Below are 21,839 nucleotides of genomic sequence, written 5' to 3'. Positions count from 1 at the left end.
CGGCCCGCGCCGACGCCATGCCGGACGGGCCGTACAGGACCGATCGACGCCATGCCGGACGGGCCGTACAGGACCGATCGACGCCATGCCGGGCACGGCCCGCGCCGACGTCACGGCGGCACGGGCCGTACGACAGGGGCCGGTCAGGCCCGGGTGGCGCGGCGGTGGGAGCCGGCCACCGAGCGGTTGGTGACGCTGATGCGGTTCCAGGCGTTGATCTGGGCGATCGCCATCACCAGCGCGGCGAGCGCCTTCTCGTCGTAGTGGTCGGCGGCCTCGTCCCAGACGTCGTCGGGCACGCCCTGCCCGTTGTCGGCGATCCTGGTCGCCGCCTCGGCCAGCGCCAGGGCGGCCCGCTCTTCGGGGGTGAAGTACGGCGCCTCGCGCCACCCCGCCACCACGAAGAGCCGCTCGTCGGTCTCACCCGCCTGCTTGGCGTCGTGGTTGTGCATATCAAGGCAGAACCCGCACCCGTTGATCTGGCTGACCCGTATCTTGACGAGCTCCAGCGTCCTGTGCGGGACGTCGCTCCCCCTCAAGTAGGCCTCTACCGCGTACATGCCCTGCATTCCCTCGGCAGCGACCTTGTTGAGGTTCTCCATCCGTGACTGCATCGCATCCTCCAGCTCATCCTGTGACGGCGATCGCCGTCTGCTGTTCTCTCCGCATCGGGGCCCGAACGTGATGACGGTCATCCGGCTGCGGCACACCGGCCATCGATCACAAATCTAGATATCTGACATCCAGTTTCTCCTTCCACGTCTCCCCTGCCGGTCCTCACCGTCCGAAGATGATCAGCCGCGCGCGTACCAGTCCCGGACGCTATCGCCGGCCCGTGGCGCCTGGCGCTCCACCGCCGCCCGGACGTCGGCCAGGGTCTGCTCGGTCAGCGCCCGCCGCCACGCCAGCTCGGCCTTGCGCATCGCGGTCGAGATCGCACACGGCGCGCGGAACCGGCTCTGCGGCGCCTCCGCACCGGCTCCGCGCTGCCGGATCTCCATGCACTTGAAGGCCTCGTCAGGGCCCTCGATCGCGGTGACCACGTCCATGAGTGTGATCTTGTCGAGGGGCCGCGCCAGCTGGAAGCCGCCTCGCGCCCCTGGCGTCGACGCCAGGATGCCGGCTCGCACCAGAGCCTGCAGTTGCTTGTTCAGGTACGCCGGAGGCAGCTCGAACCCCGCCGCGAGCTTCGCGGTCGGCACCGGCCGCTCGTGACCCAGCCACGCCAGCGTCAAGCAGCAGTGCATCGCCCACTCGACACCCTCACCCATCCGCACGAACCTAGATATTACACGTCCAGGATAGGTGCCGGTCGACGGACGCCATCAGGTGACGGCGCGGTAGCGGCCACGCATCCGTACCAGCGGAGGAAGCGAGGGGTTCACGTAGTCGACGTGGAGGACCTGGGCGAGGAACAGGGTGTGGTCTCCGCCCGGGATCACCCGGGCGGTCTCGGCCTCCAGCGCGGCGACACCGCCGTCGATGACGAACGCCTCGGTGCGGGGGCCACGGTGATGCGGCGTCCCGGCGACCAGCAGGCGGGCACTCGGACGCCCGGGCGAGGCGAACCTGCTGGCGATCACGGCCTGGTCGCCCGACAGGAGGGTCACCGCCCACAGGTCCTGGCGCAGCAGGACCTCGCAGAGGTAACCGGAGGAGGTGAGGCTCAGCAGCACCATCGGCGGATCGGCCGACAGAGACGTGAAGGTGGTGACGGTCGTGCCGATGTCATCTCGGTCATCGCGCACGGTGACCACGGCCACCCCCGCGACGAGCTGCCTCATCGCCTCCGTGAACTCGTTCATGACCCTCACTCCTACCACCGATCTCCCGCCCACCGACCCGGTCAGTCGACCCCGGGCCCCGAGCCGGCCCGCCGCCCTCCGCCGAGCCGGTCGTAGAGGTCTTCGAGCGTCGAGACGAACCAGACCTGTGTGCCCTGATTGGCCTCGCGGACGAAGTCCCGCAGGGCGGAGCCGGCGGCCGTGTGCCGCGAGATGTCGCCGACGACGGCGACACCCAGGCGGTAGTTGGCGAACTTCTGGATGATCTCTCCGGCGATGCGGGTGCGCAACCGGAAGAAGTCATCGTCGAACCGGCTCACCGGGATGGCGACCCAGTCGGCGCCCTGGTAGCCGGCCTCGCCGATGATGTCCAGGGCGTCGCGTTCGCCGCTGAGCTTCGCACCGTCGGGCGCACATATCAGCACCGCCGTGCCGTTGACGCGCTGAAGGCGGTCAGCCATGGAGTGGTGACCGTGACGGCGCGCTCGGACCCGGCTCGCCGATCATGTCGACGGCGTACACGAGGAAATCATCCGGCCAGGTGGCCGCGTCCGCCCATCCGCCGCTCACGGCCTCTCCTTCGCCAGCATGTCGATGATCTTGAACAGTTCCGCACTGTCGTCCAGCCCGCCGATGATGATGATCTTCAGACCGGCTCTCTCCTCGTCGTAGATCGTCTCGATGCGCAGGCGCGCGTCGTCGCCCGTACGGCCCGCGACGGCGGCCGTCAGCGTGTTGCTCAAGCGGCTCATCGCCTCGAAGCCGATCGCGTCGATCTGCACGACGCTGGACACCTCGACGTGGCGCCGGCGTCTGGCCGTCTCGGCGGCGGGCGGCGCGACCGGATGGCCGGTGAAGGCATCCAGGTCCTCGCGGGCGATCCGGTACTGCTTGCCGATGCGGACCGCCTTCAGCCGGCCGTCCCGCACGTAGCCGCGCACCGTCTTCACATGGAGGCCGAGCAGGTTCGCCACCTGCTCGACCGAGTACGGCTGCTGGGACATGGCCGACCTCCTCCTTAAACTTCCCTATCGAGAGGTTCAGGGGGAAGAATACAGCATGAAAGAGACCCTACCCGTCTTGGAGGATCCCGGTGTGGGATCTCACACCATCCGGCGAGCAGGGTTCTCGTCACAACACGAAAGGTCCTCCCCGGGGAGTCCGGGAAGGACCTTTCGACGATCGAGCCGGCGGCCGTCCTAGGACGGGTGACCGGCCCGCGGGCTAGGCCAGGCCGTTCTGGGTCAGCCAGTCCTTGGCGACCACTGGCGGGTCGTCCTTGTCGACGGCGACGCGCTTCATCATGTCCGTCAGCATGGTGGTGTCCAGCTTGGCGGAGACCGAGTTCAGCGTCGTGCGCACGGTCTCGTCGACCGCCGCCTTGTTGACCAGGGGGGTGACGTTCTGGGCGCTGAAGACGTTCTTCGGGTCCTGCAGCGGCACCAGGCCGTTGATCAGGATCTTGGGGTCGGTCGTGAAGACGTTGCCCACCTGGATCGTGCCGCTCTTGATGGCGTCGGCCGTGGTCTCGCCGGTCGGCTTCCAGTCCTTGAACGTGATGCCGTACACGTCCTTGAACTGGGCCTCACGACGCTTCTTGAACTCAGGCGGGCCGCCGACCACGAAGTCCTTGGCGACCTTGGCCAGATCCTCGATGGACGTCAGGGCGTTCTTGGTGGCGGTCTCCTTCGAGACCGTCAGCGAGTCCTTGTCCTCCGCGGGGGACGACTCGAGGAGCTCAAGCTCCGAGGGGAGCTTGGACTTGAGCTCGGTGTTGACATCCTCCTTGCTCGCGGCGGTGCTCTTGGGGTCGACGAAGCTGAGCAGACCCCCGTTGTACTCGGGAAGCACCGTCAGAGCGCCGGCCTTGACCTGGTCGTAGATGACCTCACGGCTGCCGATGTTGAACTTCTCCTCCACCTGCACCCCCTTGGCCTTGAGAGCCTGGGAGTAGATCGAGGCGAGCAGGACGTTCTCCGGGAAGTTCGCCGAGCCGATCACGACCTTGGAACCACCGCCGGAGCCCGACGCGCTGGGGGCCGCGCTGGCGCCGGTGTCGCTGAGCGGATCTCCGCCACCACCACACGCGCCTAAGGTCAACACCGCGGTCAGGGCGACCGCCGCGGTGCTTAGAATTCGCTTCATCGTGCATTCCCTTCTAAATCGGGGGGTAAAAGAGACTAGCGGACCTTGACGCGCTGGCTCACCCCCGGCGAGACCACCACGCGCTGCAGCAGCGAGAATCCGAGCTGCACGATCAACGCCAGTGCGGCGACGAGCACCGCGCCCCCGATCGTGCTGGGGAAGTCCTTGGTCGCCAGCCCGTCGATGATGTAGCGGCCGAGCCCGCCGAGGCCGACGTACGCGGCGACGGTGGCCGTCGCGACCACCTGGATCGCCGCGATGCGCAGGCCGAGCAGGATCAGCGGCATCGCCACCGGGACCAGCACCTTCATCAGCACCTGGCCACCGCGCAGGCCCATGCCGTACGCGGCGTCGCGCAGGTCCTCGTCGACTCCGCGGATGCCCTCGTAGGTGTTGACGAGGATCGGCGGGATCGCGAGGGCGACCAGCGGTATCAGCACGGGCCAGGTCGTGCCCACCCCGACGAGCAGCACGATCAGCACCACGAGGCCGAGTGTGGGCAGCGCGCGGGCCGCGTTGGCGGCGACGACCACGAGCACGGCGCCCCGGCGGGTGTGCCCGATCAGCAGGCCGAGCGGGATGGCGATGAGCATCGAGAAGGCGAGGGCGACCAGCGAGAGCTGCACATGCTCCAGGAGCCTGGCCGGGATGCCGCCGGTGCCCGACCAGTTCGCCGCATTACCGAAGAAGTCGATCAGCCAGTTCATGCGGTCCTCCTGGCACGGGCCCAGGGCGTCAGCAGGCGTTGCGCGAGGACGAGCAGTCCGTCCGCGAGCACGGCGAGCGCCACGACCAGCACGATGCCGACGACGATCGGCGTGTAGAACTGCCGCTGCCACCCGTCGATGAACAGGTAGCCGAGCCCGCCACGGCCGATCAGCGCGCCGACGCTGACGAGGCTGATGCTGGACACCGTGGCCACCCGCAGGCCGGCCAGGACGACGGGCACCGCGATGGGCAGGTCGACCTGGAGCAGCCGCCGCATCGGCCCGAAGCCCATGGCGACGGCCGACTGGCGGACGTGGTCGGGCACCGCCCCCAGCCCGTCCACCACCGCCGGGATCAGGACCGCCAGGGAGTAGAACGTCAGGGGAATGATCACCGTGGCCCGCTCGGCCAGGCCGGTCAGCGGGATCAGCACGATGAAGACCGCCAGCGACGGCAGGGAGTAGACGATGTTCATCAGGCTCACCGTGGGCTGGTAGAGCAGCCGCCAGCGCACGCTTGCCAGGCCCAGCGGCAGGGCGATGAGCAGGCCGAGCACGACGGGCAGCAGGGCCATGATCACGTGGTCCACGAGCAGCGTCTGGATGGCGGGCCAGTTGCGGCCGATCCAGTCCCAGCGGACCAGCGGCTCGCCGTCACCCACCGGACCCCACCCCCGTAGCCCGGACGAGGGCGTCGTCCAGCGCGTCCCTGGTGACGACCCCGGCGAACCTGCCGTCGCCGTCCACCGCGATCGCGCAGCCCGACGGCGCCAGCAGCGCCGCGTCCAGCGCGGCGCGCAGCGAGTCCTTCTCGAGCTCGAACGTGCCGAAGGGATGGAGCCCGCCGGCCCGGTCGCCTCGCCCGGCGCCGTCCGCACTCACGGCTCGGCCCTCGGCGGCGCCCGCGCCCGCGGTTCCGGCGCCGTCCGTGCCGCCGGAGCCGTCCGCGCGCCATCCGAGCGGCCGGTCGTCCTCGTCGAGGACCACCGACCAGCCTTCCACGCCGGGCTCGGACCGCACCTTGATGCCCCTGGCCGGGACGAACGACAGCCGCCGGATGCCGCGGTCCTTGCCCAGGAAGCCCTCGACGAAGTCGTCGGCGGGCTCGGCGAGCAGGGTCGGGGGGTCGGCGATCTGCGCCAGGTGACCCCCGACGCGCAGCACGGCGACGGTGTCGCCCAGTTTGATCGCCTCGTCGATGTCGTGGGTCACGAAGACGATGGTCTTCCGCAGGTCGCTCTGGAGCCTGAGCAGCTCGTCCTGCAGGCTCATGCGTACCACGGGGTCGACGGCGCTGAACGGCTCGTCCATGAGCAGCACCGGCGGGTCGGCGGCGAGGGCCCTCGCCACGCCGACGCGCTGCTGCTGGCCACCGGAGAGCTGGAAGGGATAGCGCCCGGCCAGCTTGGGGTCGAGCCCGACGCGCTCCAGCAACTCCATCGCACGCGCGCGCGCCTTCTTCTTGTCCCACCCGAGGAGGTACGGCACGGTGGCGACGTTGTCGACGATCTTGCGGTGCGGGAACAGCCCGGACTGCTGGATCACGTAGCCGATGCCCCGGCGCAAGGTCGGAGGGTCGATCTTCCGGATGTCCTGCTCGTCGAGGAGGATGCGTCCCTCGGTCGCATCGATCATGCGATTGATCATCCGTAGCGATGTGGTCTTGCCACATCCAGATGGCCCGACGAACACGGTGATCGCCCCGGTCGGCACCTCGAGGGTGAGATTGTCGACGGCCACGGTTCCATCGCCATAGCGCTTGGTGACGCCTTCAAATGTGATCACGCACGACCTCGTGCTTCTCGGCCGGGCCACTGGTGCCCGGAATCGTCGAGTCGGCTGCGCACAGCTCCCACCCCGCTCGGCAGCCCCCACGGTAGGTGACGGCCCGACCGCAGGTCTACTTGATCTCCCCGGTCACAGCCTAGGTGATCTCCGCCGAACTGTCCCAGGACACCCGTCATACTGACTTGTCAGCATTTCAGAAATGAGCGAATGCTCGCTGTCCGACCGCTTCTCCCTGGTACTTTCGCGATATCTATCAAAGTGGCATCGATTAGTGCGGTCCCTGGCGCACCCCAGGCATGATTGGGTCCCGAGCTTCCCTCTCTCCTCCTCAGTCAGGCCAAACCCACCAGCCCGCTCGAGAATTCCAGAGGAACCGGCCGTGACCCAATCGCTCATCGATGGCCGCCCGCAGGGCGAGCTGATCGCCGAGCTCTACGACCGTCACGCCGCCGGGCTGTTCGCGTACTGCCACGATCAGCTCGGCGACACCGCCTCCGCCGCTGACGCCCTGGTGGCCGTTCTCACCAACGTCCCGGCCGTAGAGCCTCCGCGCGCCGCGCTGTACGCGCTCGCCCGCCGCGAGATCTACCGGCGCGACGTCGCCTACGTCTTCCCCTCCGTCGACCCCCGCGTCGACCCCGCCACCGCGCTGGTCGAGCAGGTGGTACGTGAGGTCCGCCCGCACCAGCGCGAGGTCCTGCTGCTCTCGGCCGTGTGCGGGCTGGACACCGTCGAGTTGGCCTGGGTCCTCGACGTCGCGGCCGACACCGCCGAGCAGCTCGTCATCAGCGCTCGCCACCGCTTCACCCACTCCCTCGCCACCGCCGTCGCCTCCGCGCGGTCCGCCGCGCTCGTGCCCACGCAGGCGGCCGAGGCGTACGCCGACCTCGCGGTCTCCTCCGCCGAGAGCGCTCTGGCGCGCCTGCCCTGGCGCCTGCCGCCAGGAAGCCTGCGCGTGCGGATCCTCAGCGCGATCCCCGAGAACGCGACCACGGCCACCGCCACGCGAACGGGGAGCAAGCGCCTCTGGCCCACCACGCCCAGGTGGCCGCTGCCTCTGGCCGAGCCCAATCCCATCACCAACACCGGCGTCTTCCCCGCCAAGGAGCTGACGCCTCCTGAGCCCGGTGTCAGGTCCCGGCACGAGGCCACCACCGAGCCGATGCCCAAGGTGCAGGCGTCCGGCCCCGGAGCGCCCGGCCACGCGGCCTCAGGTCGGTTCGCCCGTCCCCGGCGCAGGCCCGCGTCGGCCCCGGTCCCCCCGGACGTGCTCGTCACCCCCGCACCGTCCCGCACCACCCCGGCACCCTCCCGCACCACCCCCGCGCCCTCGAAGGACGCCTCCGGGCCCTTCCGCGACGCACTGGCGTCGGAGGACGCGCCGACCGGGCCGATCCCTCGGATCGGCGCGGGCACACCGCCGGCACTGGCCACACCGGCCACACCGGCCACACCGGCCACACCCGCTACACCGAACATGCCGGACATGCCGGGCACTCCCGTCTGGCCGATGGCTTCCGCCACCGGCGGCTCCCCGGCCGTGGACGGTCGCTCTGCCGCCGAGCGCGAGGCGTCCACCGAAAGGGCGTCGTCCTTCAGCAGGACGCTGGCCAGCGGCAAACGGCCCAACCTGCGGCGGACCTTCACCCGAGGCCGCCCGTCCTCCGTGGCCGACGGCCCCTCCACCGATGCGCCGCCCAGCCCCGCCCCCACGGACGTGACCAGGGCGTCCGGCTCGTTGCCCGCCCCGGTCTCGTTCCCCGCCCCGGCCTCGTTCCCCGCCCCGGCCTCGTTGCCCGCCCCGGTCTCGTTCCACGTCCCGGCCCGGTCCACGGTCCCGAACCCGTTCCCGTCCTCGGAGCCGGCCCCGGTCACCGAAGGCCCTGAGGCGAAGGCGGCGGCAGAGGGTGCCGGAGAGCCCGCGGAAGGCATCTCCGGCAAGGCCGTCAAGGCCGTCACCGCGCTTCTCGCCGCGGTCAGGGCCGCCCTCACACGGACGCCGGCCGAGCAGGCGCCTTCCTCAGGCCCGGCGACCCCGGTGAAGCCGGAGGCGGCAGCGCCCCTCGCCGAGCCGGAGATCCTCACCGACAGGAAGGTGGCGCCCGCCGCCGACAGGACGCCGGAAACGTCCCAGCGGACCGCTACCCCTCCAGTACAGGTCGCGACACCCACGGAACAGGCCACGACGCCCACCACGCAGGTCACCACACCCGCCGCACAGGCCACCACACCCGCCGCGCAGGCCACGACGCCCGCCGCGGACGCGGCGACTCCTGCCGATGACCCGCCGACGGCGGTGGCGCGGGCGGCGCGGCCTCACAGGCACGAGCGGCCCAAGCCGATCAAGCTGGGCGAGCACCACTACGACTGGCTGTGGGAACTGGGCGGGCTCATCGTCTGCATCGCGATCGCGATGATCGTCTTCTTCGCCGTTCCCACGATCGTCACACCCTGAGGAGGGCTGACAGGTCGGCCCAAGGCCCAAGGAGGGCGGGCAGGTCGGCCCAAGGCCCAAGGAGGGGCGGCGGGTCGGCCCAAGGCGAGCCGGCAGGTCAGTCCTGGGAGAGGATGAGGCCGCTGGTCGGGACGCCGGTGCCGGCCGTGACCAGGACGTTGTGCACATCGGCCACCTGGTTGACGGACGTTCCCCTGATCTGGCGCACGGCCTCGGCGATGCCGTTCATGCCGTGGATGTACGCCTCGCCAAGCTGCCCGCCGTGCGGATTGACCGGCAGGTGCCCGTCGATCTCGATCCCGCCGCCGGCGATGAAGTCCTTGGCCTCACCCCTGCCGCAGAATCCCAGCTCCTCCAGCTGACTCAGCACAAAAGGCGTGAAGTGGTCGTAGAGAATCGCCGCCTGCATATCTTGTGGCGACATTCCCGACATTTCCCATAAACCACGCCCTACCACGCCCATCTCCGGCAGTCCCGACATGTCATCGCGGTAGTAGCTCGTCATCATCATCTGCCCCGCGCCCGAGCCCTGCGCGGCCGCGGTGAGGATCGCCGGGGATCTCCTCAGGTCCCTCGCCCGCTCGGCCGAGGTGACGACCAGTGCCACGGCGCCGTCGCTCTCCTGGCAGCAGTCCAGCAGGTGCAGCGGTTCCACGATCCACTTGGACTGCTGGTGCTGCTCCAGCGTGATCGGCCGCTGGTAGAACCACGCCGCCGGGTTCGCGGCCGCGTGGCGGCGCATGGCCACGGCGACCCGGCCGAAGTCCTCCGAGGTCGCGCCGTAGGTGTGCATGTACCGCCGGGCGAACATCGCGACCCAGGCGGCCGGCGTCATCAGCCCGTACGGCACGTGCCAGCTCATCTCGATGCCCTGCGACGAGGGCTCGCCGCCGAGGCGGGCGTCCGGCTGGCCGAACCTGCGCCCGGACCGCTCGTTGAAGGCCCGGTAGCAGACGACGGTCGACGCGGCCCCGGTGGCGACCGCCATGGCGGCGTGCAGCACCGTGCCGCAGGCGGCCCCTCCCCCGTAGTGAACCCGCGAGAAGAAGGACAGGTCGCCGATGCCCACCTCACGCGCGACGGCGATCTCCTGGTTGCCGTCCTGCGTGTAGGTGACGAGGCCGTCCACCTCGGACGGCGACAGCCCGGCGTCGTCGAGCGCGGCGAAGACGGCCTCGGCGGCCAGTTGGAGCTCCGAGCGACCGGAGTCCTTGGAGAACTCGGTGGCGCCGATGCCCACGACGGCCGTACGACCGGAAAGCGAGTACACGTGGTGTGCCTTTCAGATGACGGCTCAGATGACGGCCGGCTTCAGCCGGGGAGGCAGAAGCGGACGGTGCCGGTGGCGTGGTCGCCCAGGCTGACGGCGCCGCGCACCTCGACGGTCACCTCGCCGCCCTCGCGCGACAGGACGGTGCCGCTGAAGGTCAGCGTGTCTCCGGCGTACGCGGGGACCCCCAGCCTGACGTTGATGCCACGGATCAAGGCCTCCGGCCCGACCCAGTCGGTGACGTAGCGCTCCACCAGCCCCATGGTCGTCAGGATGTTCAGAAAGATGTCCTTGGAGCCCTGAGCGGTCGCACGCTCGACATCGTGGTGCACCGGGGTGAAGTCCATGGTGGCCAGTGCCGTCGAGATGACCGTCGTCGGGGTCAGTTCGATGCGCAGCGGGGGGAGCACGGTGCCGCGCTCGATCTCGTCTTCGGTCAGTGTGCGCATCACGACTCCCGGGGTACCCACATCGGCAGGATAAGTTCGTCGTCCATCTCTTGGTATGTCACCCGCACCGGCATACCGATACCCACCTTCTCTGGCGGGCATTCCATGACATTGCCGACAATGCGCACGCCTTCCGGTAATTCCACTACCGCCACCACAAAAGGCGTCTTGATTCCCGGCACCGGCGGATTGTGGTGCACGACGAAGCTGTAGACCTCACCGAGCCCGCCGGCCACCGTGTACGTCCGGTTCACCGACCGGCATGACGGGCAGATCGGTCCCGGTGGATGACGCAGCTCACCGCAGTCGCCGCATTTCTGGATCCGGAGCTCGCCTTCCCTTACACCCTCCCAGAAGAACGCGGTGTCCCTGTTGACGGCCGGTTTCATGGGGTACGGCCGCCGCTCTTCGGGCGCTGCTTTCTTCTCCCGGGGACGAAACTTCAATACCCGGAACATCATTTCCGCGACTGGTTCGTGCTCGGAGTACCAAGTGACCAGCCAGGTCACGAAATATCCCACGCCGAGCGCCGTGGTCTTCGGTCCGGAGAGACCTGTCATCCGCGTGGCCGGCACGAGCCGCTCTCCCAGCCGCAGGTACCGGTGGTGGGTCTGCTCGCAGTTGGTGGCGACCACCCCGGTGAAGCCGGCCTCGTCGAGGGTGGCCAGCACCTCGTCCACCGGACCCGGCGCGCCCTTGTCACGCTTCAGCCCCGGCATCGTCCACACCTGGACCATCGCCGGCGGGGCGACGATCTCCCCGTGCACGCTCGCGGCGGCGAACGCCTCGTCGGTGTAGACCGGGTTGGCGTCCCCCATCGCGTCGGTCCAGTGGTGGATCATCGGCAGGTTGACCGGGTCCGTGGCGGCGACCCCCCGTACCTCACCCACCGCGATCTGCCGCTCCGCGAGGACGGCGAGCCGTTCGTGGATGCTCGTTTCAGCCGTCGTGGTCAATCTCTCTCCTCAGCGCTCCCCGGCACGGTGCCGGGTGGTACATCGGGTGGTCCGGCGAGGCGGTCGCGAGCGGGCCTCATCGAGGGGGCCGCGGAAGCTGGAGGCCGAGCATCGCGATGAGCTCGCGCTGGACCTCGTTGACCCCGCCTCCGAAGGTCAGCACGACCGCGCCCTTGACCCCGTGGTCCAGCGAGCCGACGAAGGCCGCGGTCTCGGGGTCGGAAGGATCGCCGTACCGCGCCAGCGTCTCCCCCACGATCCTGCCCACGTCCTGCATGCGCTCCGATCCGTAGATCTTGGTGGCGGACGCGTCGGGCGCTCCGAGCCAGCCGAGGCCCATGTTGGCGGCGACCTGCCAGTTCAGCAGTTCGTTGGTGCGGAAGTAGGCGTAGACGCGCCCGATGGCCCGCCGCACCGCGGGCTCCTCGATGGCCCCGGTCCGCCGCGCCCACGCGGCGAAGCGGTCGTACACGCGGGCGATGTTGCCCGCAGGGCCGAGCGTGACCCGCTCGTGGTTGAGCTGGTTGACGATGAGGTCCCAGCCCTTGTTCTCCTCGCCGACCAGCATGTTCACCGGCACGCGGACGTCTGAGTAGTACGTCGAGTTGGTGTGGTGCCGCCCGTCCATCGTGATGATCGGCGTCCAGGAGAATCCCGGGTCCGTCGTGTCGACGATCATCATCGAGATGCCGCGGTGCTTCTTGGCGCCGGGGTCCGTACGCGCCGCCAGCCAGATGTACTGGGAGTAGTGCGCGCCGGAGGTGAAGATCTTCTGCCCGTTGACGACGTAGTGGTCGCCGTCCTTGACGGCGGTGGTCCGCAGGGAGGCCAGGTCCGTGCCGGCTCCGGGCTCGCTGTACCCGATGGCGAAGTGGCAGTCACCGGCGAGGATCCGGGGCAGGAAGAACTCCTTCTGCTCCGGCGTGCCGTACTGCATCAGGGTCGGGCCGACGGTCTGCAGCGTGATGATCGGGTACGGCACCTCGGCACGGGCGATCTCGTTGGCGAAGATCTGCTGCTCCAGGGGCCCGAGGCCGCCCCCGCCGAACTCCTTGGGCCAGCCGAGGCCGAGCTTGCCGTCTCGGCCGAGCCTGCGGCAGTGCTCGATGTACGCCTCGCCGAACGGGTCCTCGGCGATCTTCTTGCGGTCCTCGTCGGACAGGCAGGCGGTGAAGTATTCGCGCAGCTCGTCGCGGAGCCGCTTCTGCTCGGGGGTGAGGTCGATCAGCATCAGACGAGCGCTCCTATCGTGTCGAGCCTGGCCTCGACGCCACCGAGGAGGTGGGCTCGGTGCTTGCCCCAGGCGAAGTAGCGGTGCAGCGGGTAGGTCACGTCGAGGCCGATGCCGCCGTGCAGGTGCTGGCAGGTGTAGAGGGCGACGAGCGCGGCGTCGGTGGCCGTGTGCGCGGCGACGGCCAGGTCAAGTTCGGCCTCCTCGTCGAGCCCTTCGTCGACCCGCCAGGCGCCCGACCAGACCGCCACGTCGAGCGCGCGGCCGGCGATGTAGACGTCGGCGATCTGCACCGTGACCGCCTGGAACTCGGCGAGCGCGCGGTCGAACTGCCTGCGGGTCCTGATGTACTCCGTGGTCAGCCGCAGCGCCCCGGCGAGCACGCCCGACGCGCCGGCGGTGATCGCGACCAGGGAGAGCAGCCGCAGCGTGCCGAAGGCCGCGCCGTCGAGGTCGCCGACCAGCTCGCCGGGGGTGTCGTCCAGGCCGAGGGCCGCGGCGGGCTCCCCCGTGGAGGCCGGAACGGCGTGTACGGACGCCGCCTCCGGACTCACCAGGAAGACCCCGGTGCCCTGCTCGGTTCGTGCGGGCACGAGGATCGCCTCGGACTCGGCGGCGTAGGAGACCATGGTCTTGCGCCCGGAAAGCAGCCATCCATCCCCGTCGCCCGATCGCCGTGCCGTCGTCGTGGGCGTCGTGCCCAGATCCCGGCCCGGCTCCAGGAGCGCCACGCTCAGCACGGTCTCTCCCTCGGCCAGGCGGGTCAGGCTCGCCCGCTGCGCGGCCGAGCCGTATCGCCCGATGACCATCGCCGCGACCAGGCCGTCCTGGATCGGGACGGGCGTCACGCGGGCCCCGGCCTCGCGCAGGATCACGGCCATCTCCACCGCGCCAAGCCCCGCGCCTCCCACGTCCTCGGGCAGGCACACCCCGATCAGCCCCGCCTGGGCCACCGCCTTCCAGAGCGCGGCGTCGTACGGCCTGCCGCTCTTCTCGTGGTCCGCGAGGCGTTCGGGGGTGGCCTCGCGGCCGAACACGCCCGCGGCCAGCTCCTTCAGCTCCGCCTGTGTCTCGTCCAGGGTGAAATCCATCAGCGCTCCAGAAGGTGGTGCCGTCCGTGCCGGGTGAACTCGTCCTCGATCGCCGCCAGGTCCAGCGGCGTGATCTGCCTGAAGGTCGCCGGTGCCGCCGGGGAGCGCCACCAGACCGGATCGCCGGCCCGCCATGCCTGCGCGGCCAGCAGGCGCTTGACCACCTTGTGCGAGGGGGTCTGCGGAAGCTCCTTGGCCACGCGCACGTAGCGGGGCAGCGCCTTGCCGCTCAGATCGCCGCGGCCCGCGAGGAAGGCGGCGAACGCCTGCGGGTCGAAGTCCCCTTCGAGCACCAGCGCGGCCATCACCTGGTCACCGGCCGCCGCGTCGGGCACCGGATAGACCGCCGCCTCGATGACCCCGGGGAACTCGCGGATCACGCCCTCGATCGGGGCGACGGCCAGGTTCTCGCCGTCCACCCGCAGGCGCTCGGTACCGCGCCCGGAGAAGAACACGTAGCCGTCGGCGTCCGCGTACGCCATGTCCCCGCTCCAGAACTCGCCCTTCCGTACGCGCTCGCCGTCGGCCTGCGGGTCGTTGTAGTAGCCGTCGAACAGGCCGAGCCCTCGCGTGTTGACCAGCTCGCCGATGGCCTCGTACGCGTTCAGCAACCGGCCGCCCTCGATGATCGCGGGCGGGCACGGGCGGCCGGTGAGCGGATCTCGGATCTCCACGCCTTCGGGCAGGCGTCCCAGGCATCCGGGCGGCCCCGCGGGGTCGGGGGTGATCGCGATGGCGGTCTCCGTCGAGCCGAACGCGTCGATGACGCGGCAGCCGAACCGCTGCCCGAACCGCCTGACCGCGGTCGCGCTCCCCTCGTTGCCGAATGCGATCTTGAGCGTGTTGCGCGCGTCGTCCGGCTCCTCGGGCGTGGCGAGGACGTACGACAGGGCCTTGCCGACGTAGTGCAGGTAGGTGCAGCCGTACCGCCGCACGTCGGGCAGCACGCCGGAGGCGGAGAAGCGCCTGCGCAGGACCAGTGCGGCGCCCGAGGCGACGGCGGGCGCGTAGGCGGCCATGATCGCACCCGAATGGAAGAGCGGCATCGAGCAGTAGACGACGTCCTGCGGCGTCAGCATCGCCGCGAGGCTCACGCCCGGCAGCGCGATCTTGCGTTGCGTCACCCTGACCGCGCGGGGCTGCCCGGAGGTGCCGGACGTGAAGATCAGCATCACCAGGTCTTCCGGCGCCGGATCCCCGCTCTGGCGGGGAACGGCGCCCGATTCCACCGCGGCGGGCGCGGGCGGGTCGCCGCCGCCCCGCGGATCCACGCAGACCGCCTCGACCTCCAGCCTTCCGGCGAGGGCCGTGGCGATCCCGGCGTACGAGGCCTCGTGGACGATCACGGCGACGTGCGTCGCCCGCGCGTCTCGCGCCAGCTCCTCCACGCTCCTGGTGGTGTTCAGGGCCACGATGACGTGCCCGGACAGGGCGGCGCCGCCCAGCAGGAGCAGCAGTTCCGGCACGTTGTCGAACAGGACCCCGACGTGCGACGGCTCGGTGGCGCCGTCCGGGCCGGAGGTCTGGCCACTCGCCCGCTCCGGCGAGCCGCGGTGGGCGGCGGCGTCGTGCCGGGCGCGGTGGGCGGCGTCGAGCCAGGCGGCGCGGTCGCGGCATCCGGCGACGTACGCGCGCCAGGTCCATGCTTGCTCCTCGAACAGCAGGCCAGGACGGTCGTCCCCAGCCCGCGCCCGGAGCAGCCCCGCGAGCGTGTCCGCCGACATGACGCCTCCCATGAGCCTGGTCAGCCGCAAACTAGAACAGATTCTAATCTGTGTCCAGGGTCATTTCTCGAGCAGCGGCCAGATATCTCCTCGCAACACAAACGTCATGCAAGACCGGCATTCTTTGTGACTGGCGAGTAACAAGCCCTACCTGCGAGTAATCCGGTAACGTGTTCTTATGCGTACCCCGCATGCCGGCACCACAGCCGTCCCGGTTCCCACCGGCGCCGACGGCGACGATCACGTGGTGCACCCGCCCCCGGCGGCCCCGGTCTCCTCCGGCGTCCGCACGCGCAGCCAGCACCAGCGGCGCAAGCGCATCGTCCAGGCCGCCGCCGCCCTCGCCTCACGAGGTGGCGTCGAGGCCATGCAGATGAGGACCGTCGCCGAGCGCGCCGGAGTCGCCCTCGGCACCCTCTACCGCTACTTCCCCTCCAAGATGGATCTGGTCGTCGCCGTCGTGGGCGAGGAGATCGACCTCCTCGAGAGCAGCATCGAGCGCCGGCCCCCGAGCGCGGAGTCCCCGGCCGGCCGGGCCGTCGACGTGCTGATGCGGGCCACCCGCGGCCTCATGCGCGAACCTGAGCTCGCCGACGCCCTGATCCGCTCCCTCATCATGGCCGAGGTCGACACCCCCTTCGGCGACCGCATGGCGGGCCTGCTCCTGCGTGTCTCGGGCGACGGCCTCACCGCGCAGTCGGCGACCGAGGAGGAATTCGCCCTGGCGGGCTCGCTGGCCAGCGTGTGGGTGCACGAACTGCTCGAAATGCTGCGCGGCCGGCGCACCTATGAGCAGATCCAGCGCCGCATCGAAATCGCCGCCGTGCGCCTGCTCGCCGACTTCGGAGACTGAGAACGCCGGAGTCGTCGCAGGCCACGGGCGGGTCTTCCGTCCCAAAATAGAACCGGTTACAGTCTCGGCTAGAACTATGTTCGAACCTTGAGGAGGCCCGCATGGGCACGCCGGTGATCGTCGAGGCCGTACGCACCCCGATCGGCAAGCGCAACGGCTGGCTGGCCGGGCTGAAACCCCAGGCGCTGCTCGCGGCGGCGATGAAGGGCGTGGTCGAGAAGTCCGGCGTCGACCCCTCGACCATCGGCCAGGCGTTCGCGGGATGCGTGACCCAGGCGGGCGAGCAGGGCGGGCACGTCGGGCGGTACGCCTGGCTCTACGCCGGCCTGCCGTACCAGACGGGGGTGACGACCGTGGACGCCCAGTGCGGCTCGTCCCAGCAGGCGGTGCACCTCGTCGCGGCGCTGATACAGGCGGGGGTGATCGACGCGGGCATCGCCTGCGGCGTCGAGATGATGAGCCGCCAGCCGCTCGGCAGCAACGTGCGCCCCGCCAACCCCCGGCCGGACGACTGGTCCGTGGACCTGCCGGACCAGTTCACCTCCGCCGAGCGCATCGCCAGGCGCCGCGGGCTCACGCGTGGGCGGCTCGACTGGTTCGGCGCGCGTTCCCAGCGACTCGCGGCCAAGGCGTGGGCCGACGGCCGGTTCCAGCGCGAGATCATTCCGGTCACCGTGCCCGTCCTCGGCGACGACGGGCAGCCGTCAGGTGAGAGCCGTACCGTCACCAAAGACCAGGGCCTGCGGGACACGACCCTCGAAGGGCTGGCCAGGCTGAAGCCCGTGCTCGGCGAGGACGCCCTGCACACGGCGGGCACCTCCTCCCAGATCTCCGACGGCGCGGCGGCCGTGCTGCTGATGAGCGAGGAGGCCGCCGCCAGGCAGGGGCTGCGCCCGCGCGCCCGCATCCTGGCCCAGACGCTGGTGGGCGCCGAGCCGTACTACCACCTGGACGGTCCCGTGGACGCCACCGCCAAGGTGCTGGCCATGTCGGGCATGAAGATGGACGACATCGACAGGTTCGAGGTGAACGAGGCGTTCGCCGCCGTCGTGCTGTCCTGGGCGACGGCGCACCAACCGGAGATGGAGAAGGTCAACGTGAGCGGTGGGGCCATCGCGCTCGGCCATCCTGTCGGCGCGACGGGCTCGCGCCTGATCACCACGGCCCTCCACGAGCTGGAGAGGTCTGACTCCTCGACCGCCCTGGTCACGATGTGCGCCGGAGGCGCCCTCGCCACCGCCACGATTCTCGAGCGGGTGTGAAAACGCGTCGCAGGCCGTACAGTGCGCAGCGGCCCGAGGACCTCGGTGGCGGAGTGTGGAGCGTCCCGGTGCCGATTCCCGGCAATCCTCTCGGCTACACGCTGGTGTACGCCGTGGAGTCCCCGGCCGGGCCGGTGCTCGTGGACGCCGGGTGGAACCACCAGGACGCCTGGCTGGCGCTTCGCGACGGGCTCGCCGCGGTCGGCATCGACGTCCGTACGGTGCGCGGGGTGGTCGTCACGCACCACCATCCCGACCACGCGGGGCTGGCCGGGCGGGTGCGGGAGGAGTCGGGTGGCTGGATCGCCATGCACGAGGCGGACGTCGCGCTCGTACGGCTGATCCGCGGCATGGCCGGCGACCTGCACCGGAACTTCCAGGCCGACATGATGCGCCGGGCGGGCGCCGGAGTGGACGCGGACGCGGTCGCCTCGTCCAGCCGTCCCGATCCCCCCGCGCTGCCCGACCTGGAACTCCGGGACGGGGATCTGATCGACCTGCCGGGCCGCAGGCTGCGCACGGTGTGGACTCCCGGGCACACTCCGGGGCACGTCTGCCTGCACCTGGAGGACGCCGGCCGCCTCTTCACCGGTGACCACGTTCTGCCAGGCATTACCCCTCATATCGGGCTTTATCCGTACGACAGGGACGACGTGGATCCGCTGGGCGACTTCCTCGGGTCCCTGGACCGCGTGGCGGACCTCGGCGACCTCGACGCCCTTCCCGCCCACGAATGGACCTTCCCGGACGTGGCCGCCCGCACCGCCGAGATCCGCGTCCACCACGAGGAGAAGCTGGAACGGCTGCTCGACCAGATCACCGCGCTCTCCCCGGACGCCCTGACGATCTGGGACGTCGCCGAGCAGATGGTCTGGAACCGGCCCTGGACCGATCTCGGCCCGATGCAGCGGGGGATGGCGGCGGGCGAGGCCGCCGCGCACCTGCGAACATTGGAGGTCCGCGGGACAATCCGTCGCGTACCTGGGGCTCCCGGTGATCCAGTACGGTTCACAGCCGCGTCACGCTGACCGCATACACTCATAGACATCCGATGTCTGGCGTGAACTGTGAAACATTAGGGGTGGTGACTCCGTGGCGGTCACGGACGCTGCGATCGACAAGATCAAGGACATGATCGTCTCGGGTGAGCTCGCCCCCGGCGCGAGGCTGCCGAAGGAGGCCGACCTGGCAGAGCGGCTCGGCCTCTCCCGCAACTCGTTGCGCGAGGCCGTGCGGGCACTGGCCCTGATCAACGTCCTCGACGTGCGGCAGGGCGACGGCACGTACGTCACCAGCCTGGAGCCACGGCTTCTGCTCGACGCCCTCTCCTTCGTGGTCGACTTCCACCGCGACGACACCGTGCTGGAGTTCTTCCAGGTCCGGCGCATCCTGGAGCCGTCGGCGACGGCTATGGCGGCGGTCAACATGGGCCCGGACGACATCGAGGATCTGCGTGGCATCCTCGACGCCCTCCCCGACGACCCCAGCGTCGAGCAGCTCGTGGCCAACGACCTGGAATTCCACCAGCGCATCGCCAAGGGGTCCGGCAACACCGTGCTCTCCTCGCTGATCGAGAGCCTCTCCGGCCCCACCACCCGCGCCCGGATCTGGCGTGGCCTCACCCAGGAGGGGGCCACCGTCAAGACCCAGGAGCAGCACCTGGCGATCTACGAGGCCATCGCCTCGCGCCAGCCGGACGTCGCCCGCGCCTGGGCCACCGTCCACGTGGCCGGCGTGGAGCAGTGGCTCCGCTCGGCACTCTGACGGACGCCCTCACCTGCCGTCGCCCGGTTCGACGACGCCGTGCTCGCAGGCGTAGATGACCGCTTGGACGCGGTCACGGCGGCCGATCTTGGCAAGGACGCCCGGCCACGTGGGTCTTGACGGTGGAGAGGCTCACCACCAGGACGCGCGCGATCTCCAGGTTCGACAGCCCTCGGGCGCGCGACCGGGCTGAGCCGACATGAAACATTCACCGATCAGCGGCTTCGCGGGAAAGGACCTTCACCCTCGTCACAGCCATGAACCGGTTCTGGGGACGACCCGAAAGTTTCGACCGTGTTCCGTCAGGTTTTCCAACCAAGAGGCGTCAGTTAATATCCCCCTAACTTGGGAGCGCTCCCATCGACCGGAATCCTCTGCCCGGAACACGGAGACCGCACAATGCATCGTCATGATCACGCAAGAAGGCCCCGCTGGGCGCTTCGCGCCTTGGCCCTGATGTCCACAGCCATGCTCTTCCTGGTCCCCTGGGCCGACGCCGCGTCCGCGCACGGGTCGGTCATCAACCCGGCGTCCCGCGTCTACGGCTGTCACCAGCGCTGGGGCAACGACCACCTGAACCCCGCCATGCAGCAGCAGGACCCCATGTGCTGGCAGGCGTGGCGGGCCAACGCCAACGCCATGTGGAACTGGAACGGGCTCTACCGCAACGGCGTCGGTGGCAACCACCAGGCGGCGGTCCCGAACGGGCAGCTGTGCAGCGGCGGCCGCACCGAGGGTGGTCGTTACAACGCCATGGACGCCGTGGGCGACTGGAAGACCACGACCATCAGCAGCAACTTCACCATCCAGCTGTACGACCAGGCGAGCCACGGTGCGGACTACTTCCGCGTCTACGTCACCCGTCCAGGCTTCAACCCCGTCACCTCGCAGCTGAACTGGAGCGACCTGCAGCTGGTGACCACCACCGGCCGCTACCCGCAGACCCAGAACTACTCGATCAACGTGAACGCCGGCAGCCGCTCCGGCCGTGCCGTCGTGTACACGATCTGGCAGGCCTCGCACATGGACCAGGCGTACTACATCTGCAGCGACGTCGTCTTCAGCTGACCCGCGTGACCGCGCCACCCGCTCCGCCGGATGCCCCCGCGTCCGGCGGAGCCGTCATGTCAGCCGGAGCCTGACATGACGGCTATCGCCGGCCCCAGGTGACCTCGAGCCGGTGCACGCCATAGATGTTCATGTTGTGGCGCAGCGGAACGTCGTCGGCCGGGACGGCCAGGCGGAGGGTCGGGAACCGGTTGAACAGCGCGGGCAGCGCGACCCGCATCTCGACCCGGGCGAGCTGCTGGCCGAGGCACTGGTGGATGCCATGACCGAAGGCCAGGTGCCCGGTGGCCTGCCTGCTCAGGTCGAGGGTGTCCGGGTCGGGGAACTTCTCCGGGTCGCGGTTGGCGGTCTGGACGGCGAGGGTGACCGTCTCGCCCGCCCTGATCAGGTGCCCGTCCAGCTCGACGTCCTCCAACGCCGCCCGGGCGTTGGTGTGCGTGATGGTCAGGTAGCGCAGCAGTTCCTCCACCGCCCGGTCGACGCCGCTCGGGTCGGCACGCAGTGCGGCGAGCTGGTCCGGGTGGTTCAGCAGGGCGAAGGTGCCGAGCGCGATCATGTTGGCGGTGGTGTCGAGCCCGGCGGCGAGCAGGAACGCGCCGAGGCCGGCGACCTCCTCGTCGCTCAGGTCGCTCGCGGTCAGCTCGCTGAGCACGTCGTCGGTGGGGTTCGCGCGTTTGGCCCGCACCAGGCCATGCACGTACTCCTGCAGCGCGTTCCAGGCCGCGTACATCCCCTCCTCGGACGTACCCGAGGAGGTCAGCGCCTTCGCGTGCCGGGTGAAGGTCGCGCGGTCCTCGTACGGCACACCGAGCAGTTCGCAGATCATCATCGCCGGGACGGGGTGGGCGAACGCCTCGACCAGATCCACGGACGGGCCGTGGTCTTCCATTGCGCCCAGGTGCTCGGCGGTGATCTGCTCGAGGCGTTCGGTGAGCACCCGCATCCGGCGAACGGTGAACCTGCCGGTGAGCAGCTTGCGGTAGCGGGTGTGCTCGGGCGCGTCGATCCCGGTGAGATCGCCGACCGGCGCGGGCGGCAACTCGGTGAGGCCCGGCATCGGCAGCGGGAAGTGCATGAGCTCGTACCGGGAGCTGAACCGGGTGTCGGCCAGGACCGCGCGGGTCAGGGCGTGGCCGGTGACCAGCCAGCCGACGTGCCCGTCGGGGTAGGTCATCCTGGTGATCGGGCTCGCCTCACGGATCCGGTCCAGTTCCTGTGGCGGATCGAACGGACGGCCCTCGGGGCGGGTGGTGGGCAGCGAGCCGACCGGCGAGAACTGCTGGTGCTGCATC

The 21,839-nt window shown here is 70.1% G+C and carries 22 protein-coding genes; 6 read left to right on the top strand and 16 right to left on the bottom strand.

Annotated elements, in window-relative coordinates:
* Nucleotides 1-143 precede the first annotated feature (143 nt).
* The 9 genes from ABD810_RS35305 to ABD810_RS35265 all read right to left on the bottom strand — a co-directional run bounded on the left by ABD810_RS35305 (nt 144) and on the right by ABD810_RS35265 (nt 6,421).
* Nucleotides 144-614 (bottom strand): carboxymuconolactone decarboxylase family protein, encoded by a 471-nt coding sequence (locus tag ABD810_RS35305; RefSeq protein ID WP_344951146.1) that lies wholly within the window; start codon nt 612-614, stop codon nt 144-146.
* 180 nt (nt 615-794) lie between these two features.
* Nucleotides 795-1,271, bottom strand: a complete 477-nt coding sequence (locus ABD810_RS35300) for an RrF2 family transcriptional regulator (RefSeq protein ID WP_344951143.1) — start codon at nt 1,269-1,271, stop codon at nt 795-797.
* Between the two features lie 54 nt (nt 1,272-1,325).
* Nucleotides 1,326-1,805: a flavin reductase family protein gene (locus ABD810_RS35295; RefSeq protein ID WP_344951140.1), complete on the bottom strand. Its 480-nt coding sequence runs from the start codon at nt 1,803-1,805 to the stop codon at nt 1,326-1,328.
* 41 nt (nt 1,806-1,846) lie between these two features.
* A complete protein-coding gene (locus ABD810_RS35290; protein WP_344951137.1) occupies nt 1,847-2,245 on the bottom strand; it encodes a DUF4180 domain-containing protein in 399 nt (132 codons plus the stop codon).
* Nucleotides 2,246-2,350: 105 nt separating this feature from the next.
* Nucleotides 2,351-2,788: a helix-turn-helix domain-containing protein gene (locus tag ABD810_RS35285; RefSeq protein WP_344951134.1), complete on the bottom strand. Its 438-nt coding sequence runs from the start codon at nt 2,786-2,788 to the stop codon at nt 2,351-2,353.
* 220 nt (nt 2,789-3,008) lie between these two features.
* Nucleotides 3,009-3,929, bottom strand: coding sequence for an ABC transporter substrate-binding protein (locus tag ABD810_RS35280; RefSeq protein WP_344951131.1), 921 nt, complete (start codon nt 3,927-3,929; stop codon nt 3,009-3,011).
* A 35-nt stretch (nt 3,930-3,964) separates the two neighbouring features.
* Complete coding sequence (locus ABD810_RS35275; protein WP_344951128.1) at nt 3,965-4,636, bottom strand: ABC transporter permease; 672 nt, start codon at nt 4,634-4,636, stop codon at nt 3,965-3,967.
* A complete protein-coding gene (locus ABD810_RS35270) occupies nt 4,633-5,298 on the bottom strand; it encodes an ABC transporter permease (RefSeq protein ID WP_344951126.1) in 666 nt (221 codons plus the stop codon). The genes ABD810_RS35275 and ABD810_RS35270 overlap by 4 nt, the downstream gene beginning before the upstream one ends.
* A complete protein-coding gene (locus ABD810_RS35265; protein WP_344951124.1) occupies nt 5,291-6,421 on the bottom strand; it encodes an ABC transporter ATP-binding protein in 1,131 nt (376 codons plus the stop codon). Before ABD810_RS35265 ends, ABD810_RS35270 begins: the two co-directional genes overlap by 8 nt.
* Before the next feature lie 382 nt (nt 6,422-6,803).
* On the opposite strand from ABD810_RS35265, the gene ABD810_RS35260 reads away from it, so the two are divergent.
* Nucleotides 6,804-8,879, top strand: coding sequence for an RNA polymerase sigma factor (locus ABD810_RS35260; protein WP_344951122.1), 2,076 nt, complete (start codon nt 6,804-6,806; stop codon nt 8,877-8,879).
* A 97-nt stretch (nt 8,880-8,976) separates the two neighbouring features.
* On the opposite strand, the gene ABD810_RS35255 is transcribed toward ABD810_RS35260, so the two are convergent.
* From ABD810_RS35255 to ABD810_RS35230, 6 genes are all read right to left on the bottom strand, one after another.
* On the bottom strand, nt 8,977-10,149 hold the full coding sequence (locus tag ABD810_RS35255) for a lipid-transfer protein (protein WP_344951120.1): 1,173 nt from the start codon (nt 10,147-10,149) through the stop codon (nt 8,977-8,979).
* Between the two features lie 41 nt (nt 10,150-10,190).
* On the bottom strand, nt 10,191-10,598 hold the full coding sequence (locus tag ABD810_RS35250; RefSeq protein ID WP_344951117.1) for a MaoC/PaaZ C-terminal domain-containing protein: 408 nt from the start codon (nt 10,596-10,598) through the stop codon (nt 10,191-10,193).
* The gene (locus ABD810_RS35245) at nt 10,598-11,440 is read right to left on the bottom strand and encodes a bifunctional MaoC family dehydratase N-terminal/OB-fold nucleic acid binding domain-containing protein (RefSeq protein WP_344951114.1); all 843 of its coding nucleotides are present in this window, start codon (nt 11,438-11,440) and stop codon (nt 10,598-10,600) included. Before ABD810_RS35245 ends, ABD810_RS35250 begins: the two co-directional genes overlap by 1 nt.
* Before the next feature lie 190 nt (nt 11,441-11,630).
* Nucleotides 11,631-12,785, bottom strand: a complete 1,155-nt coding sequence (locus ABD810_RS35240; protein ID WP_344951111.1) for an acyl-CoA dehydrogenase family protein — start codon at nt 12,783-12,785, stop codon at nt 11,631-11,633.
* Nucleotides 12,785-13,876, bottom strand: coding sequence for an acyl-CoA dehydrogenase family protein (locus ABD810_RS35235; protein WP_344951108.1), 1,092 nt, complete (start codon nt 13,874-13,876; stop codon nt 12,785-12,787). Before ABD810_RS35235 ends, ABD810_RS35240 begins: the two co-directional genes overlap by 1 nt.
* The gene (locus tag ABD810_RS35230) at nt 13,876-15,600 is read right to left on the bottom strand and encodes an AMP-binding protein (RefSeq protein WP_344951105.1); all 1,725 of its coding nucleotides are present in this window, start codon (nt 15,598-15,600) and stop codon (nt 13,876-13,878) included. Before ABD810_RS35230 ends, ABD810_RS35235 begins: the two co-directional genes overlap by 1 nt.
* A gap of 178 nt (nt 15,601-15,778) precedes the next feature.
* Between ABD810_RS35230 and ABD810_RS35225 the strand changes: the two genes are divergently transcribed.
* The 5 genes from ABD810_RS35225 (at nt 15,779) to ABD810_RS35200 (ending at nt 20,547) form a co-directional block, all read left to right on the top strand.
* Nucleotides 15,779-16,453: a TetR family transcriptional regulator gene (locus ABD810_RS35225; RefSeq protein ID WP_344951102.1), complete on the top strand. Its 675-nt coding sequence runs from the start codon at nt 15,779-15,781 to the stop codon at nt 16,451-16,453.
* Between the two features lie 101 nt (nt 16,454-16,554).
* The gene (locus ABD810_RS35220; RefSeq protein ID WP_344951099.1) at nt 16,555-17,715 is read left to right on the top strand and encodes a steroid 3-ketoacyl-CoA thiolase; all 1,161 of its coding nucleotides are present in this window, start codon (nt 16,555-16,557) and stop codon (nt 17,713-17,715) included.
* Nucleotides 17,712-18,743: an MBL fold metallo-hydrolase gene (locus ABD810_RS35215; protein ID WP_344951096.1), complete on the top strand. Its 1,032-nt coding sequence runs from the start codon at nt 17,712-17,714 to the stop codon at nt 18,741-18,743. The genes ABD810_RS35220 and ABD810_RS35215 overlap by 4 nt, the downstream gene beginning before the upstream one ends.
* A 64-nt stretch (nt 18,744-18,807) precedes the next feature.
* Complete coding sequence (locus tag ABD810_RS35210) at nt 18,808-19,479, top strand: FadR/GntR family transcriptional regulator (RefSeq protein ID WP_344951093.1); 672 nt, start codon at nt 18,808-18,810, stop codon at nt 19,477-19,479.
* Nucleotides 19,480-19,947: 468 nt separating this feature from the next.
* On the top strand, nt 19,948-20,547 hold the full coding sequence (locus tag ABD810_RS35200) for a lytic polysaccharide monooxygenase auxiliary activity family 9 protein (protein ID WP_344951090.1): 600 nt from the start codon (nt 19,948-19,950) through the stop codon (nt 20,545-20,547).
* Between the two features lie 82 nt (nt 20,548-20,629).
* On the opposite strand, the gene ABD810_RS35195 is transcribed toward ABD810_RS35200, so the two are convergent.
* Nucleotides 20,630-21,838: a cytochrome P450 gene (locus ABD810_RS35195; protein ID WP_344951087.1), complete on the bottom strand. Its 1,209-nt coding sequence runs from the start codon at nt 21,836-21,838 to the stop codon at nt 20,630-20,632.
* Between the last annotated feature and the right edge of the window lies 1 nt (nt 21,839).

Origin of the sequence: Sphaerisporangium flaviroseum, assembly GCF_039537005.1 — a bacterium.
GTDB lineage: Bacteria > Actinomycetota > Actinomycetes > Streptosporangiales > Streptosporangiaceae > Sphaerisporangium > Sphaerisporangium flaviroseum.
Note: the sequence above shows the minus strand (reverse complement) of the source record. Positions and strands in the feature narration are given on the sequence as shown.

What these genes read in the sequence shown, in the direction of transcription:
- ABD810_RS35290 (WP_344951137.1), bottom strand. Translation starts at nt 2,245, where the DNA reads ATGGCTGACCGCCTTCAGCGCGTCAACGGCACGGCGGTGCTGATATGT.
- ABD810_RS35230 (WP_344951105.1), bottom strand. Translation starts at nt 15,600, where the DNA reads ATGTCGGCGGACACGCTCGCGGGGCTGCTCCGGGCGCGGGCTGGGGAC.
- ABD810_RS35195 (WP_344951087.1), bottom strand. Translation starts at nt 21,838, where the DNA reads ATGCAGCACCAGCAGTTCTCGCCGGTCGGCTCGCTGCCCACCACCCGC.
- ABD810_RS35225 (WP_344951102.1), top strand. Translation starts at nt 15,779, where the DNA reads ATGCGTACCCCGCATGCCGGCACCACAGCCGTCCCGGTTCCCACCGGC.
- ABD810_RS35295 (WP_344951140.1), bottom strand. Translation starts at nt 1,805, where the DNA reads ATGAACGAGTTCACGGAGGCGATGAGGCAGCTCGTCGCGGGGGTGGCC.
- ABD810_RS35240 (WP_344951111.1), bottom strand. Translation starts at nt 12,785, where the DNA reads ATGCTGATCGACCTCACCCCCGAGCAGAAGCGGCTCCGCGACGAGCTG.
- ABD810_RS35285 (WP_344951134.1), bottom strand. Translation starts at nt 2,788, where the DNA reads ATGTCCCAGCAGCCGTACTCGGTCGAGCAGGTGGCGAACCTGCTCGGC.
- ABD810_RS35275 (WP_344951128.1), bottom strand. Translation starts at nt 4,636, where the DNA reads ATGAACTGGCTGATCGACTTCTTCGGTAATGCGGCGAACTGGTCGGGC.
- ABD810_RS35245 (WP_344951114.1), bottom strand. Translation starts at nt 11,440, where the DNA reads ATGATCCACCACTGGACCGACGCGATGGGGGACGCCAACCCGGTCTAC.
- ABD810_RS35250 (WP_344951117.1), bottom strand. Translation starts at nt 10,598, where the DNA reads ATGCGCACACTGACCGAAGACGAGATCGAGCGCGGCACCGTGCTCCCC.
- ABD810_RS35300 (WP_344951143.1), bottom strand. Translation starts at nt 1,271, where the DNA reads ATGGGTGAGGGTGTCGAGTGGGCGATGCACTGCTGCTTGACGCTGGCG.
- ABD810_RS35200 (WP_344951090.1), top strand. Translation starts at nt 19,948, where the DNA reads ATGCTCTTCCTGGTCCCCTGGGCCGACGCCGCGTCCGCGCACGGGTCG.
- ABD810_RS35235 (WP_344951108.1), bottom strand. Translation starts at nt 13,876, where the DNA reads ATGGATTTCACCCTGGACGAGACACAGGCGGAGCTGAAGGAGCTGGCC.
- ABD810_RS35220 (WP_344951099.1), top strand. Translation starts at nt 16,555, where the DNA reads ATGGGCACGCCGGTGATCGTCGAGGCCGTACGCACCCCGATCGGCAAG.
- ABD810_RS35280 (WP_344951131.1), bottom strand. Translation starts at nt 3,929, where the DNA reads ATGAAGCGAATTCTAAGCACCGCGGCGGTCGCCCTGACCGCGGTGTTG.
- ABD810_RS35305 (WP_344951146.1), bottom strand. Translation starts at nt 614, where the DNA reads ATGCAGTCACGGATGGAGAACCTCAACAAGGTCGCTGCCGAGGGAATG.